This window comes from Paenibacillus phytorum (genome assembly GCF_013141715.1).
GTDB lineage: Bacteria > Bacillota > Bacilli > Paenibacillales > NBRC-103111 > Paenibacillus_E > Paenibacillus_E phytorum.
This window is the reverse complement of the sequence record NZ_WHOA01000009.1, coordinates 56,520-71,703: the sequence shown is the minus strand read 5'-3', so window position 1 is coordinate 71,703 and position 15,184 is coordinate 56,520. Positions and strand designations below refer to the sequence as shown.

Below are 15,184 nucleotides of genomic sequence, written 5' to 3'. Positions count from 1 at the left end.
TAACCCTCGATCATACATGATATGTTAAGTGTAAAAAAGGTGAGGGTATCATATGGGGAGTAAAATTAATCGGGTTAATTTAACCGAAGAAATTTATCGGATTGTCAAAGAAGATATTTTAACTCATAAATTGAAGTCCGGGGAAAAGATTAACATCGATCAATTAGCGCGCGCTTTAGAAGTAAGCAACATTCCGATTCGTGAGGCCCTATCCAGATTGCAATCGGAAGGGTATCTGAATGTTATTCCTTTTAAAGGCATGTTTGTTAACATGATGAGTGTCAAAGAGTTGGACGAATTATTTGAAATCAGACTGCAGCTTGAACCACTTGCCGTTGAAAAGTCCGCGCTTCTTATACCAGAAGATATACTGGAGCAGTTGCAAGAAACCATGGATGCTCTTCAAACTCAGCAATCACCGAGATCTACTAATGGTTTGGGGACAATTAAGGAAATGAATATGTCTTTACATGGTACTATTCTTGCCTATTGTGAGAATACCAATTTGCAGAATTTAGTCAGGGGTTATATTGAACAGATTCAAAGATATTTAACCTACATCCAATTAAATTTAGATATAAATACCACGAATGAGGAATGGTCGGAACATAATGCTATCTTACAGAAATTAAAGCAGCGAGATCCCAAAGGCGCTTCCGATGCCATGTCCAAGCATATTAGTAATTCCCGCAAAAGGACGAATGATCACTTTATGAAAGCAGGTAGTAACTAGTCGAATTTTATCACGGGGATTGCTTTAACGTTTGATTGCAGTATGTATGTCTTTAGGATACTGAAAAAGAGGTATTGTGGAAATCCTCTTCGACAATTATCATGCATGATATATGATGAAAAGGAGAGTTGAGATGACTCCAATCGCAGGAAAGGAATCACTGTTGACTGGTGGTAAAAGAATTGTTTTTCTTGGGGACAGTATTACAGATGAAGGGACGTTTATTGCTTATGTGGATGCTTATTTTGAACAGTTTAGGCCAGACATTCCTCTCACACTCATTAACCTTGGCATAAGCAGTGAGACTGCTTCTGGATTAACCGAGACCGATCATCCATTTCCACGTCCCTGTATCCATGATCGATTAGCAAGGGCACTACAAGAAAGCAAACCGGATTGGGTTGTTGTGGGATATGGCATGAATGATGGCATCTATGCGCCATTTTCTACAGAACGGTTTCAAGCATATCAAAATGGCATACTTACAGCCATTCGGATGATCCATCAAAGCGGGGCAAAAGCCATCGTCATGACGCCTCCGCCCTTTGATCCTGAATCTATGAACGCTAATATAATTTTGCCCGTTGGCCAGAAAGACTACAGCTACAAGGAGCCATATGCACGTTACAATGATGTCATTAGATACTATGCGAATTGGCTGCTTACGCTGGATTCAACTGCTGATGAAGTCGTGAATATCTACGACCCACTACTTCACCATAGAGAACAAGAACGCGAAATCAACCCTGGCTATCGTTCCGGTGACGGTATTCATCCCAACTCAGAGGGTCATTGGGTGATGGCTAAAACGCTTTTAAGTCATTTATTTCATATTGCTTTGGAACAGATGCCAGATTTCGTAGAACAACCCGATAATTCGCAATTATTTCAATTGATCCTGCAGCGTCAACAGTTATTAGGCTCGGCATGGAAAGAACACGTAGGTCATACCAATCCTAGTAAAAAGGAAGCTTTGCCACTTGAATTAGCCTTGAAAAGAGGCGAAGAGATCACCAAGCAAATTCGGAAGATCGCCGTGAAATCTCAATAAAATCATTCAGGATGGTGACGGCCATCGTCTACAAATAGGTGTCTTTATTGGTATAGTTTCGCTTTTGCAAATGAATTAACTGGCACAGGCAGGTCATAATGATCACGAAGCGTAGTACCTGTATAGGCAGTACGGAACAATCCTCTCCGCTGCAGCTCTGGTACGACTTGCTCGAGAAAATCATCCAACCCGCCGTTCATTAGCTGCGGCATGATATTGAAGCCATCGGCTGCATGACCTACAAACCATGCTTCCAGTTCGTCAGCAATTTGCATCGGTGTACCTGCAATCTTCTTATGCCCGCGTCCTCCCGCTAGTCTGAGCAGCAGCTGTCTGATCGTCAACTTCTCTCTGTCAGCCAGCTCTTTGATCAAATGAGTACGGCTTTGGTGACCGGCAATTTCGCTAGAATCGGGAAGATCCGGTAGAGGTCCGTCCAGAGGATAGGCAGTAAGGTCGAACCCGATGCGATTCGACAGTTGGAGAAGGCTGTACGTTGGATTCGTCAGTTCGTGGAGTTCGGCTTCTTTCTCCTTGGCCTCGCTTTCAGTTTTACCGATAATGGGGCAGATGCCGGGCAAAATCTTCACGTACGCTGGATCTCGTCCGTACAGAAGGACACGCTTCTTAACATCAGAATAGAATGCCTGTGCATCCTCTAGTGTTTGTTGTGCCGTAAAGATAGCCTCAGCCCACTCTGCAGCAAAATCCCTGCCGTCTTCGGAGGATCCTGCTTGCACAAGAATTGGACGGCCTTGCGGTGATCGTGCTGTATTCAGAGGGCCGCGAACCGAGAAGTACTTTCCTTTATGATTCAACTCATGGACTTTGTCTTTGTCGGCATAAATGCCAGTCTTCTGATCTTGAATTAACGCATCATCCTCCCAACTGTCCCAAAGCTTTGTCGTGACTTCCACAAATTCCTTGGCACGTTCATAGCGTTCTTGGTGTTGGGCTATGCGATCCCGATTAAAGTTCTGTGCTTCACTATCCGTACCAGATGTGATGATGTTCCATCCTGCTCGGCCTTTGCTTAGGTGATCCAGTGATGCAAAGCGGCGAGCCACGTTATAGGGTTCGTTAAAACTTGTGGATACAGTGGCAATTAATCCGATTTGTTTCGTCACAACGGCAAGCGCGGAAAGCAGTGTATGCGGCTCTAATCCGCCTAATGCACCATATTGGACCGCTGTTGGAGAGGTTGCATAGCGGTCAGCAAGGAATAGGGAATCTAGCTTCGCGGCCTCGGCTTTACGTGCATGTTCCAGGTAGTGAGCGAAGTCATAGACGCCGTTCAGGTTAGAATCTGGATGCCGCCAAGCGGCTTCATGATGTCCCATGCTGGCAAGGAATAGGTTTAAGTGAATTTGACGTGTATTCTTTTTCATCCTGTACACCCCTTACTAAATATGGAAATAAAAGAAGACTCCACATGCATGCCAGGTGATTAACGCTGGCGGCAAGGGAGCCTTTGGTGGACCAATAGGCTTTATGAACTGTTGCAGTCATGTTAGCAGGTTTAATCCGATTATACAAGTGGGTGAAGTGAGCTATCTGTGTTTGCGATTGGAATATCAAGTTGACCAATTTGAAGATCAAGTGATATGATCCCCATATATTCAAGTCAACCGGACAACAGGAGACTTCCACCTCATTCATTTGAAACGAGTAGGGAGTCTTTTTTGTCTTTGTAATCGATGTAGGAAAAAGGAGATGTTGATATGAGTATTGGACAAAGAAGGTTAGGAAGAACGGGTTTGAAAGTATCGGAAGTGAGTCTGGGCACGATGGCTTTCGGTCGATGGATAGATCAAAAAGCGTCTGCTGATGTGCTGGATACAGCGCTTGAATCAGGTATTACGCTGATCGATACAGCTGATGTTTACGGCTCGGGCATGGATAAAGGAAACCCGCTTGAAACCGGTGAATCAGAGACGATTCTTGGCAATTTACTTGGCGCGCGCAGACACCAAATCGTGCTCGCGACCAAAGTACATGGACGAGTCGGACTTGGACCTAATGATGCGGGTCAAAGCAGATATCACATTCAGCGCGCGGTGGAAAACAGTCTGAAACGGTTGCAAACTGACTATATTGATTTATATCAAGTGCATCGATTCGATGAAGAGACACCGCTAGAAGAAACGCTCCGCGCGTTAGACGATCTCGTTCGGCAGGGGAAAGTGCGATACATCGGAGCATCAAATTACGCTGCTTGGCAAATTGCCAAGGCTCATGGCATCTCTGCACAGCTCCGACTTGAACGCTTCGAGAGCGTACAGCCTGAATACAGCATTATCGCTCGTGGTATCGAACAGGAGTTAGTTCCGTTTGCAGTGTCCGAAGGGGTAGGCGTTATTGTATACAGCCCATTGGGACGCGGGCTTCTGACAGGAAAGTATAGTTATGGCGGACAGCCGCCAGCTGGAACACGCGGCGCAGCCGGAGAAGCGGCTCCAGACACTGTTAGAACAGGAACGTAATTTCCACATCGTGGAGCAGTTAATGCCAGTTGCAGAGCGCAGAGGCTGGACACTCGCTCAGCTTGCACTGAATTGGGTTCTGAGTAAACAAGGAATCACATCTGCGATTTTGGGGGTTTCCAAGCCGCAGCATATTACGGAAGCGCTGCCTGTCATCGGTGAAAAGCTTAGCTTGGATGAGTTGGAAGAAATTGATGCAATAACGAGCGGCGTTCAATTCCCTCGTTGAGCACTCATGTATTTTTCCTGAAATTCACCGGGCGGCATGTTATAGTGCTGTTTAAATACATGCGAGAAATGCTTGACGCTGACGTAGCCGACTTTGTCAGAAACATCGTATACTTTTTCCAGAGGAACGGCTTTCAGCAGCTTGGCAGCTTGCTCCATTCGAACACGTGTCAGAAATTTGATATAGGATTCCTGCACGGTTTTATGGAAGATTTGGCTTAAATATCCGGAAGAAATGCCTAGTTTCTCAGCTAATAGGGCTAAGCTCAGAGGCTCGGAGTAATGGGCGTAGATATAGGCTTTGACGCGGCTGACAATATCTTGTTCGTTGACTGGGTTCGGTTCCTCATTAATGAGTCACATAAGCTCATCAGCTTCATTAATCTCACGAATAATTCAGAGGATTATTGGAATGAAGGTAAATTACAGCCGTCGCCTGTAGAAGGTATCATGGTGTGGATTCAAATCGATGGCCCGGTTAAGCATGTATTCACAGCTAGCCCGGATATCGAGATGGGTAGACATAGCGTGGAACCAAAAAAGTACCGTCAGGGTTCGAAACTTCCCTGAAGGTACTTTTTGGTGCTCACCTAATCATGAGCCTGGGTCAGCTATGTTATTCTTATTGAACCGCTGCGACAACGAACTTGTCGTTCACTTTTTTCGTCGTATACGTTACACCGTCTTTGGTAGTGAACTTAACTTGATCCTTCGTATTCGACGCGTCAAACGTAATATCTTCTTTTTTCGTTGCAAGAAGGTTTGAAGTGAAGAAAGATTTCTGGTTTGTTACGATAGCATTATCCGCTTTTTGATCGGTTAGGTAATGCGTAGTTAGTTTATCTACCATTGCAGTATCGAAGTAGCTGGAAAGAAATTTCACAGCTTTTTCTTTGCCGTCTGCAGCTTTAGGGTTGAGGATAAACGCGCCATCAGCGGATTTAGCTTCCGCAAAGAGGAATTCCACTTTCTCTTGAGCGATTCTAGCAGCTATATAGCCTTTCATATTAACGGCATCTTGGCTTTCGGCAGTTGCTTGCGGAGCAGCCGTCGTGGTCGTTGTAGCTGCGGGACTTGGCGATGATTTCGGTTGATTGGAGGAACAAGCTGCTCCTGTCAACATCACGGTTAGTAAAATGAGTCCTGCTGCAGTTTTTTTAATTGTCATTGTCGTGCACCTCTTCATTTCAATATTCAGATAATACTAATTTTGTAAAATCATCCGAAATATATAATATTTTTTAGTCAGCAATATAAGAATATATACGAAATTGTGAGAAATTGCAAATTTCTTCAATTAACAGATCGTCTTTGTATAGAATGATTGAAAGTTTGAATAGAAAGAACCTATTAGACGCTGAAATCGTGAGATGTTAAAATTTATCCATATTATAAATCCGATTAATAATATGTGTATTATCAGATTAAAAGAGGGGGAAGTAAGATGAAATTCGCTTTATTTAGTCTGATGATGAATCTTCCTAACGCTGTGACTGGAGAAACATTAACGGTTCAGCAGAAATTTCAGAATGTGATTAAGCAGGCATTACTGGCAGAAGAGCTTGGCTTTGAGGCTTATGGGGTCGGTGAGCGGCATGGCGCGCCGTTCCAGTCTTCTTCACCACCTGTCGTTTTAGCAGCCATTGCAGCTCGAACTTCACGTATACGTTTATTAACCACGGTAACGGTTCTAAGTGTGTTAGATCCTGTTCGTGTGGCCGAAGACTATGCCACACTTGATCATCTCTCTGGCGGGCGTTTGGAAATGATCATTGGAAAAGGGAATGATCCTCGCCACTATCCGCTATTTGGAATAACGGAGGATGAACAATGGGAATCTCTTGCTGAGCGATATGAGCTCCTGAAGCGCTTATGGCATGAGGAAAATGTTACTTGGGAAGGGCGGTATAGACCAGCACTTCATAATGTCACTACCGAACCAAGACCTTTCCAGAAGCCAATCCCAGTGTGGCACGGCAGTGCATCAAGTACACGATCCACGGAGTTGGCTGCGAAACATGGAGAGCCGATCTTTTCATCAAATACCTTTCATCCCCAAGCTAAATACAAGGCGCTGATCGACCACTACCGCGAACGGCTAGACTATTATGGTCATGATCCCAATAAGGCCGTTGTTGGATCAGGTTTCGGCAGTTTGTATCTGGCGAATACGCCTGAAGAAGCGATCAAGCGTTATCGTCCTTATTATGATGCTCTGCATGCAACAGCCTCAGCGCAGCATAACCAATCTCCATTCAAGAATTTGGAGGACAATATCAAGAATGGTTCTGCGCTCATAGGGAGCCCTGAAACGGTCATTGAGAAAATTCTAAATTACCATGAGGCCTTTGGGCATCAAGTCGTTAGTATCAGTGTGGATGGGCTAACTGAAGCCGAACAGCGTGAACAAGTTGAACGATTTGCGACTGAAGTAGCGCCTGTCCTGCGTCGAGAGCTTCCTAGTTCGGTTTGGAGCCCGAAAAAGGTTAATATTTTACCCGAAAAAGTAAATTCATGAACTAGACGATGAACACCTTATTCATTATAGTGGGTTTAAAGATAACTAACCCAAAAGAGGTGTTCACTTGAATAGTCGATTATTGTTGGAAGCGCTGCAAGCTGCGGAGACGGATCATGCTTCCCTTTTTGAAGAAGTCAGAACGCGATCCGTGGATATTCGCTCAGGTATGGACAATCCGCTGCTGTCTGCCCACCGGATAGAAATCCGGCAGTTGGCTGACCAATTCCTCAAGCAGCCCATCGAGGCGCTGCCCTTCAGCGCATTTCGATTATTTCAAGTAAATGGTTCGAGAAGAGAGTTCGAGAAGCACTACTTCGATCGTCGACGTCGGCTTGCATCTTTGGCAATCGCTGCATTAATAGAAGATAATGCTGCATTCATTCCTGCACTCGAGGACATCATCTGGGCCATATGTGATGAATATACCTGGTGCTTGCCTGCACACCTGAACGTTCATGATCCCGTGGCGGAAGATGAGGCGGCAAGGCATGTTGATTTGTTCGCTTCCGAGACGGCCCATGCATTGAGTGAGATTTGTCATCTGTTCAAGGATCGACTCGATCCACTTATTGTTAATCGCGCACGCCACGAGGTTATGCGAAGAGTACTGAATCCGTATATGCAGCTCAAGAGAGTGTTTGGGTGGGAGACAGCAACGAACAACTGGTCGGCTGTATGTGCAGGAAGCATCGGAATGGCTGCTATTTATATGATTCAGGATTCGAGAATCCTGATGCCTGTGTTAAATCGCGTTTTTGAAGCGATGGAGTGCTTCCTTGAAGGGTTCACTGAAGAGGGGGCGTGTCTCGAAGGTCTCGGTTACTGGTACTACGGTTTCGGTTATTACGTATATTTTGCGGAGCTGCTGAAGCAGCGTACAGGTGGACGGGTCGATCTGCTTCTGGATGAAAAGAAAGCCCGGCGCATTGCGGAGTTCCCGCAATTCTGCTTTTTACAGGAGAATCATGTGGCTAATTTCTCCGATTGCGTGCGTACGAGCGGTATTCAGACTGGCTTATTTAGCCGTCTATGCCAAAGGATTGAACAACTCCACATCCCGTCGCTGACGTATCGCTCGAATTCAAATGATCACTGCGGCCGCTTCGCAACGGCACTGCGTGATCTTGCTTGGACGGACTATGCGCTGTTGGAAAAAAGGGAAGGGCTGCCGCTTCGTTCAGAGTTCCTTCAAGAAGCCGAATGGATGGTTAGCCGGTGTCAGGTGGGCGGTAAACTAATTAGCTTTGCAGCGAAGGGCGGACATAATAATGAGCCTCATAATCATAATGATATCGGACATTTTGTTTGGGTAGTGGACGGCGTTAGGTGGTTCGAGGATCTTGGTGCTGGTTTATATACAAGACAATATTTTGGAGACGAACGTTATTCGATTCTTTGCAACAGCTCAGCGGGGCATAGTGTTCCCATCATTAATGGCTGCTTTCAAAGTGAAGGAGAGCAGTATCGTTCGCAGGTAGTGGAAGTGGGTATTCAAGAAGGAAGAGATCGATTCCTATTGGATCTGCGGCGAGCTTATCACCTACCGCATTTGCACAAATTGGAGCGATTGTTCGATTTGGATAAGCATCAGGGCAAATTAACGATAACGGACAGTTATGAATTCACGGAACCGCCTACGTCGATTACTGAGCGTTTCATTACCCTGTATCCGCCAGAAGTTGGTAAGGAGGGGGGAATCATTTTAAGCGCGAGTGAAGGTAAGAAGCTTCGCCTTGTGTATGAAGCCCGGCAGTTGAATGCAGCGATTCAGACTGTTGAACACTTGGATCATTCTGGGCATTCTGAAACCGTGTATCTGATTGATCTGACGAGTGTGGATACGGCAAGACAGCAGGTTATATCAGTGACTCTAGAGCCTGTGCTTTAATTAGCATTTCAGTAGATGTAATAGTAGTGTTACATATATTGACGCGAAACAACATTTTTTATATAATCGAACCATCACAAAGATGTGATCATGTAGAAAATCTAACATTGTTTTCTTTATTGTTCTAGTCGGCAACGAAGCCTATCCGTTACAGTTTCTGTAATGGGATAGGCTTTTTTATGTGAAAAAAGGGGGGATCACTTTGTTCAAACTATTTCATTCATCATCGTATGAAAAGGTTCATGGGGATTTATTAAAAATGGCTACGGGTGATTTCAGTATGAGCTGTGCTCCAGTTGTTGGTGAGAAATCATTAATCAGTACGTTGAAAAAAACAATTCGCAGTTTGAAATCTCTCATCCGAATCGTAGATAAATCGTCCAGTGGGCTCTATCATAAGATGGAGGATACGAGCGCGAGGTCAACTCTGATTACTGTGCAGGTAGAAGAAATAACGACTACGATGCGGGAAATGGCTGAAGGTATGCAGGATGCCTCGGAACATGCCCAGTTCATATCAGATCAAATCCATCCTATTCACACCTTTCTCGAGGGAGTTAAAGATAGCAACAGTGCCATCGTCCAATCATCGACTCAGTTTTTGGGAGAAGTGAGCTCCGGTAGAGTGGAAATGAGTGTTGCGATGGAACAAATGCAGTTAATCTCCAAGGATAGTACGCAAATCTATGTAAAAATGGATGAATTGAATAAAGCACTTGAGAAAATCGCAGACATGACCATTCTAATCGAACATATCTCTAAACAAACTCAATTGTTAGCGCTAAATGCGAATATTGAAGCGGCGCGTGCAGGAGAACAGGGAAAGGGATTTGCAGTCGTTGCTCAAGAGATATCGAAAATGGCCATTCAGACAAAGCAGGAAACGGTTAACATACAGGAACTAATCCAAATGGTTACTTCTAGTGCAGATGGATTGCGAGGTTCGATTCACCAGATGCAGGACACGGTTGGTACAGGAGCGCACACTTTGCAAGGAGCGGTTAGTAAGTATGAAGTGATGGAGTCATTTCTTGGTCAACTTTTGGGGGACATGCAGGGAGTAGATAGTCGCTTAGAAGGTGTTACCAGCAATACATTGTCTATAGCTAACTCGATTAATCAAACGTCAGCAATGATTCAACAAGTAGCGGCTGGGAGCGAAGAAGTTTTGGCTGCTGCTGATGTTCAGCTTCAGAATATCTTGGGAATGAATGAAAGTATTCAAGAAGCGACAATGAGCAGCCTTTCCTTGCGCTCGGTAGTTTCACAATTTAAATTGCCTTCAATCCAGCACTCTCATGTCTTGCAGAAAGATTTGGATGTATGGATGGAATGTGCGACGGGCATGAGAGCGATCATGGTTTCGTTGATTGAAGCTAGGGATCCAGAAAAAATAAACGATTGGTACCAGAAAAAAGTGGCACAAGAAGTACTTTTACAAACATGTATGAAAGAGCTAGAAAGTAAGTTGAAAGAGGCGAGTGATCGAAAATACTTCTCCTCGTTGCGCTCTGCTTGGGATGCTTTTAGTATGATCAAGGATCAAAATGCAGCATGGATGCTGGAAGGAGAATACGATAAAGCGAAGCAAGCGCTGATTAGCCGCGGGCGAGAGTGCTTTAAACAAGCGGTTGATGTAGCTACGGAATGGATGGAGCAGGTCCGGCATTAAGGGAAGCCTGTGCGTCTGTTTTTCGCAGCGAATAGGATGAAAGTTGTACGCTGTACAACAATTTCGGTGATTTCTTCTCACCAAGCTGTTGGATGTTGTATTTTGTGCAACAATCTAACCGTATTTTAAGCTTTTGAGCTGCTTTTGGGAGAAAATGTTGTATTCTCTACAACAATCGTAGTGATATCGTGAATTAGCTTGCTTAATGTTGTACAGAATACAACATTGCTTTGCGAACCCATGTGAGGGAGTAAAACATTGCTTGTAGCAACATGTGTAGGAGTAAAACATAGCTTGTACCAACATATGTGGTAGTAAATATTGCTTTTACCAACATATGGTGGAGCAAAAACAATGCATGTACCAACAAATGGGGGATGTAGAACATTAATTATACCAATATATATGAGGAAAAATGGTTTCGAGGATCTATGCAAAACGATACTCCTCTATGAAAAAGAAACAGAGACACATCCACAGGTGGATTGTGCCTCTGTTTCTTCGCGTTGGCCTGCTTGCACCGCAGGCTATAGTTATGATTCTCGCAGCCAAGCTTTGGCGAGCATCATGGCACCGCGCGCGGCAGCCGTGTCGGCCAAGGCATTCAGCATCACGAAGTCGTGGATGATGCCTTGGAAGCGCACGGACGTGACGGGCACGCCGGCTTCGCGAAGCTTGTTCGCGTAGGCTTCGCCCTCATCGCGCAGCACGTCGGCCTCGCCCGTGATGATCAGCGCGGGCGGGAGGCAGCTGAGCTGCTCGAGCGTAGCTCGCAGCGGAGATGCCGTCACCTCCGCTCGTTCGCGGGGATCGGACGTGTACTGATCCCAGAACCACTGCATCGCATCACGACGTAGGAAGTATCCCGTAGCGAACTGCTCATAGGAATCCATATCGAAGGATGCATCGGTTACAGGGTAGAACAGCAGCTGCTTATGGATGGTCGGGCCCTTGCGTTCCTTGGCGACCAACGTAATAGCTGCGGCCATATTGCCGCCAACACTATCGCCTGCAATAGTGAGACGCTCTGCATCGAAGCCGTACTCCTTTGCATGGCTGGCTATCCATTGGAGGACGGCGTAGATCTCCTCGAGTGCTGTTGGATACTTGGCCTCAGGCGAAAGGCTATAGTTGGGGAATACGACGGCTGCCTGAGCACCAACTGCAAGTTCGCGGACTAAGCGATCATGCGTATGTGCATTTCCGAAAACCCATCCAGCACCGTGAATATACAGGATAACAGGGAGTGTCGGAGGTGATTTCTTTGGTCGCAGAATTCTCACGGATACTTCACCACTCGGGCCACCTGAGATTGTAAGATCTTGCATGTCGACAGCTTCTTTATGGACAGGCTCGGATTGCACCTTGTCAACAGTCTCGCGCCCTTTTACAGGACCTAGATCGAAGAGAAATGGCGGTTTTGCAGTATCTTCTGCGAATTTCAGTGCTGCGGCTTCAAGATGAATTTTGTTTGGCATGGATAGTTCCTCCTTTGGTGTGTTCATGTATGGATTAAGACCATCGCTTATTGTTTTAAGTGCCTACCACTATGTAAACGTTGATCCTAAGTTTGAATCGCTCCTCTGCTGAAAAGGCACTCAATAGGTTGCCCAGATTGACATGGATGCATCCACTCCTGAATGTAACTGGCTTTCAACATTTGAACTAGTACATAGCAATAATTAAGTGTTATTATGAAAGGAAATAAGTAGAAAAGGATGTGGATATATTGGAAGCGCTATCTCTGAGTGCCCTTCAAGCAGGTAATACGTCACATAACTATGAAGTTATTCCCAATTGGGCCAAAGTGCCCGGAAATGTCACACTAGGTTACACACATGGAATTGAAGTTGATGAAGCGGGTCATTTTTATTTGTTCCATACCGGAAAGCCCTCCGTTGTGGTATTTGACCGTAACGGGCAATATTTGAATGCATGGGGCGAAGAATTCGAAGGAGGTGCGCACGGTTTTTATCTGCACAAAGAAGCAGGTGGCGAATTCCTTTATGTGACCGACACGGACAAAGGAATTATGGTTAAAACAACATTAACCGGCGAACATCTGTTAACGATCGGCACGCCTGATCTTCCTGAGATTTATGATGCTGAACGCAAATTTGTGCCTACAGATGTAGCTGTGGCGCCGAATGGCGATATTTATATTTCAGATGGTTATGGTCAAAGCTGGGTACATCAATATAATGCACTTGGTGACTATATTCGCTCATGGGGAGGGAAGGGCTCAGAAGTTGGGCAATTCGCTTGTCCACATGGCATTTCCGTTGATTTGAGACGCGGAGAACCGGAACTTTATGTTGCGGATCGAGGCAATCATCGGATCCAAGTGTTTACACTCGATGGGCAATTCAAACGCGCTTTTGACCATGATATGGATATGCCATGCAGCTTCTATTTCTACAAGGATGAAATGTATTTTCCAGACTTATTCAGCCGTGTAACGGTGTTCGATAAACATGATAGATTAATTGCGCACTTGGGTGAGGATCGTCAAGCTAAATCGCAAGAGGGATGGCCTAATCTAGATAAAGCTTACTATCGCGCAAACAAATTCAGTTCTCCGCATGGTATCTGTGTTGATTCGCGTGGGGATGTGTACGTGGCCGAGTGGATTTCGGATGGACGCTTGACCAAGCTCGCTCGCAGGTAATTGATGGTTATCATTATCTTGTTACTTATCATTTAGGATACAAAGTCACTCTTCCAAGAGTGGCTTTTTTTCTTGTGATCGATTAGAAGCTCCGGTTTTTCTTGCATTACCTTAAGATACGCTAACTTTTTCTGAGTAAACGATAAGCCTGCTATCCTACATGTGCGTTATAGTTAACTTGTCGATAAGAACACACATTTAGGAGGGCTTTGGTTGAGTAAATTAACAAATGAAGAAGTCGAATTTTATAAGAAGAACGGGTACTTACTTTATGAAAAACAGCTGTTTTCACCAGAGAAGTTAGCTGAATTGACGGATATATTTGAAGATCAACTGAAGCAAAAAGGAAGTAAACTGTCCGACGAGCTGGACACACCTCATTTCCGTGAAGAACGCCTGCTCAAATTCCTCCTGTCTGATGAAGTTCTGGATCTCGTGGAGCCTATTATCGGACCGAACATCGGTCTATGGTCAAGCCATTTTATTTGCAAAGACCCCTTTATTGGCAGGGCAACGCCATGGCATGAGGATTCGGCTTATTGGAATGGCCGGGTTAGTTCATTTGATAAAATCATTACGGTTTGGCTGGCCATCGATAATAGTTCGAAGGAAAATGGCTGCATGCAAGTTATTCCCGGTACACATAACAACGGTTTCTCTGAGTATGAAAGTGTAGATGGGTCCCAGAATCTGTTTAATACGCAAATTAAAAACATGGATACATCAACAGCTGTTCATTTCGAATTACAGAGAGGTCAATGCTCGCTGCATGACTCGCGCATTATTCACGGTGCTGATCCGAACAAAAGCGAAAACCGTCGTTGTGGATATACCATGCGTTATTTCTCAACTGAAACGCAAGTGTATCCAGAGAAAAACAAAAACTTTAAAGTATGGTTGGCACGCGGTCAAGATCTAGCAGGAAATACGTACGCTAACGTATAAAAGACAGCTGCAATAGCTGATTTAAGGTGCATCTCGTTGTGCTATAATAAATGGAAAAATGGAGGCGGAGGGCAGATATGAAGAAACAACCGATTAGGTTAACGAATGCTCAATTTATTGATCCCTCCTCCTCTTTTCAAATTTACTATCAACACATCAAAAACGAACACCACTCCTTGCATTGGCATGAATTTTATGAGCTTTGCTTTGTTCTCCGTGGTAGAGGAGTGAACATCGTTAATGGAACTGAGCATCAGCTTACGAGAGGAAGTCTCTTTCTACTAACACCAGCAGATTTTCATGAGATATATTCATTTCCCGATGAACCTATGGATATTTACAACCTTGTTTTCTCGGGAGAATTTCTTGGGGAAGACATAAGAGAGCTGATGTTTCAACAATTTGCCGAATATATGGTTGATATCGATGTTAGCTTTGACATGATAGAGTCAGAATTTCGCCTGATTAGCAGTGAGGCCTATAATTGGATGCCAGGTCAGCGAATGATGGTGAAAGGTGCGCTGGAGCGGATCCTTCTTAACCTTTTTCGAGCCCATAGTCAGAAGCACCCACGTATCGATGAAAAGGATTTAGAAGCTCAGCATCGTTCGATTCAGAGAGCTCTTGTCTATATTCACCATCATTTTCGAGATCCGCTACGATTAGAGGAAGCAGCCAAACAGGCTGCATTGGCACCTAATTATTTCAGTCAAGCATTTCGTAAAATGACAGGAATCCCTTTCCAAATTTATTTACAGGGACTGCGTTTGAACTTTGCTAAATCGTTATTAATGGCATCGGATATACCTGTCACAGAAATTTGCTATGCCTCCGGATTTAATACGTTAACTCACTTCGAACGAGCCTTCAAACAGAAGTTCGGAAGCTCGCCGAGAACCTTTCAGAAGTAAGATTGTGAGCAAAGTCCCTGTTTTGTAACCATACAAAATAGGGGCTTTTTATGCGCTTAAGCATTCTTATGAGATGGATAGAAA

13 protein-coding genes and 1 pseudogene are annotated in these 15,184 nt (G+C 44.7%); 10 read left to right on the top strand and 4 right to left on the bottom strand.

Annotation, left to right across the window (positions count from 1 at the left end; translation table 11 throughout):
- The first annotated feature begins 52 nt into the window (after positions 1-52).
- Positions 53-733: a GntR family transcriptional regulator gene (locus GC098_RS02235; protein ID WP_171640562.1), complete on the top strand. Its 681-nt coding sequence runs from the start codon at positions 53-55 to the stop codon at positions 731-733.
- Between the two features lie 133 nt (positions 734-866).
- Complete coding sequence (locus GC098_RS02230; protein WP_171640560.1) at positions 867-1,784, top strand: SGNH/GDSL hydrolase family protein; 918 nt, start codon at positions 867-869, stop codon at positions 1,782-1,784.
- A gap of 44 nt (positions 1,785-1,828) precedes the next feature.
- Here the strand turns inward: GC098_RS02230 and GC098_RS02225 are convergent, their stop codons facing one another.
- A complete protein-coding gene (locus tag GC098_RS02225; protein WP_171640558.1) occupies positions 1,829-3,172 on the bottom strand; it encodes an LLM class flavin-dependent oxidoreductase in 1,344 nt (447 codons plus the stop codon).
- 333 nt (positions 3,173-3,505) lie between these two features.
- Between GC098_RS02225 and GC098_RS02220 the strand changes: the two are divergent.
- A pseudogene (locus GC098_RS02220) lies at positions 3,506-4,496 on the top strand (aldo/keto reductase).
- Here the strand turns inward: GC098_RS02220 and GC098_RS02215 are convergent.
- Complete coding sequence (locus GC098_RS02215; RefSeq protein ID WP_216625123.1) at positions 4,481-4,765, bottom strand: helix-turn-helix transcriptional regulator; 285 nt, start codon at positions 4,763-4,765, stop codon at positions 4,481-4,483. The pseudogene GC098_RS02220 and the gene GC098_RS02215 sit on opposite strands and share 16 nt — an antisense overlap.
- A gap of 12 nt (positions 4,766-4,777) precedes the next feature.
- On the opposite strand from GC098_RS02215, the gene GC098_RS02210 reads away from it, so the two are divergent.
- Entirely contained in the window at positions 4,778-5,065 is a 288-nt protein-coding gene (locus GC098_RS02210) for a glycoside hydrolase family 66 protein (RefSeq protein ID WP_171640556.1), read from the top strand.
- Between the two features lie 52 nt (positions 5,066-5,117).
- On the opposite strand, the gene GC098_RS02205 is transcribed toward GC098_RS02210, so the two are convergent.
- Positions 5,118-5,663 carry a hypothetical protein gene (locus GC098_RS02205; RefSeq protein ID WP_171640554.1) on the bottom strand — a complete coding sequence of 182 codons (546 nt, stop codon included), beginning with the start codon at positions 5,661-5,663 and terminating at the stop codon, positions 5,118-5,120.
- A 276-nt stretch (positions 5,664-5,939) separates the two neighbouring features.
- Between GC098_RS02205 and GC098_RS02200 the strand changes: the two genes are divergently transcribed.
- The 3 genes from GC098_RS02200 to GC098_RS02190 all read left to right on the top strand — a co-directional run bounded on the left by GC098_RS02200 (position 5,940) and on the right by GC098_RS02190 (position 10,576).
- Positions 5,940-7,013: an LLM class flavin-dependent oxidoreductase gene (locus GC098_RS02200; protein ID WP_171640552.1), complete on the top strand. Its 1,074-nt coding sequence runs from the start codon at positions 5,940-5,942 to the stop codon at positions 7,011-7,013.
- Between the two features lie 67 nt (positions 7,014-7,080).
- Positions 7,081-8,904: a heparinase II/III family protein gene (locus GC098_RS02195; RefSeq protein ID WP_171640550.1), complete on the top strand. Its 1,824-nt coding sequence runs from the start codon at positions 7,081-7,083 to the stop codon at positions 8,902-8,904.
- Positions 8,905-9,106: 202 nt separating this feature from the next.
- The gene (locus GC098_RS02190) at positions 9,107-10,576 is read left to right on the top strand and encodes a methyl-accepting chemotaxis protein (RefSeq protein ID WP_171640548.1); all 1,470 of its coding nucleotides are present in this window, start codon (positions 9,107-9,109) and stop codon (positions 10,574-10,576) included.
- Positions 10,577-11,109: 533 nt separating this feature from the next.
- On the opposite strand, the gene GC098_RS02185 is transcribed toward GC098_RS02190, so the two are convergent.
- Entirely contained in the window at positions 11,110-12,054 is a 945-nt protein-coding gene (locus GC098_RS02185; RefSeq protein WP_171640546.1) for an alpha/beta hydrolase, read from the bottom strand.
- 242 nt (positions 12,055-12,296) lie between these two features.
- Between GC098_RS02185 and GC098_RS02180 the strand changes: the two genes are divergently transcribed.
- The 3 genes from GC098_RS02180 (at position 12,297) to GC098_RS02170 (ending at position 15,100) form a co-directional block, all read left to right on the top strand.
- Entirely contained in the window at positions 12,297-13,244 is a 948-nt protein-coding gene (locus tag GC098_RS02180; RefSeq protein WP_216625121.1) for an NHL repeat-containing protein, read from the top strand.
- A 213-nt stretch (positions 13,245-13,457) separates the two neighbouring features.
- A complete protein-coding gene (locus GC098_RS02175; protein ID WP_171640542.1) occupies positions 13,458-14,189 on the top strand; it encodes a phytanoyl-CoA dioxygenase family protein in 732 nt (243 codons plus the stop codon).
- 77 nt (positions 14,190-14,266) lie between these two features.
- Entirely contained in the window at positions 14,267-15,100 is an 834-nt protein-coding gene (locus tag GC098_RS02170) for an AraC family transcriptional regulator (protein WP_171640540.1), read from the top strand.
- Positions 15,101-15,184: the final 84 nt, after the last annotated feature.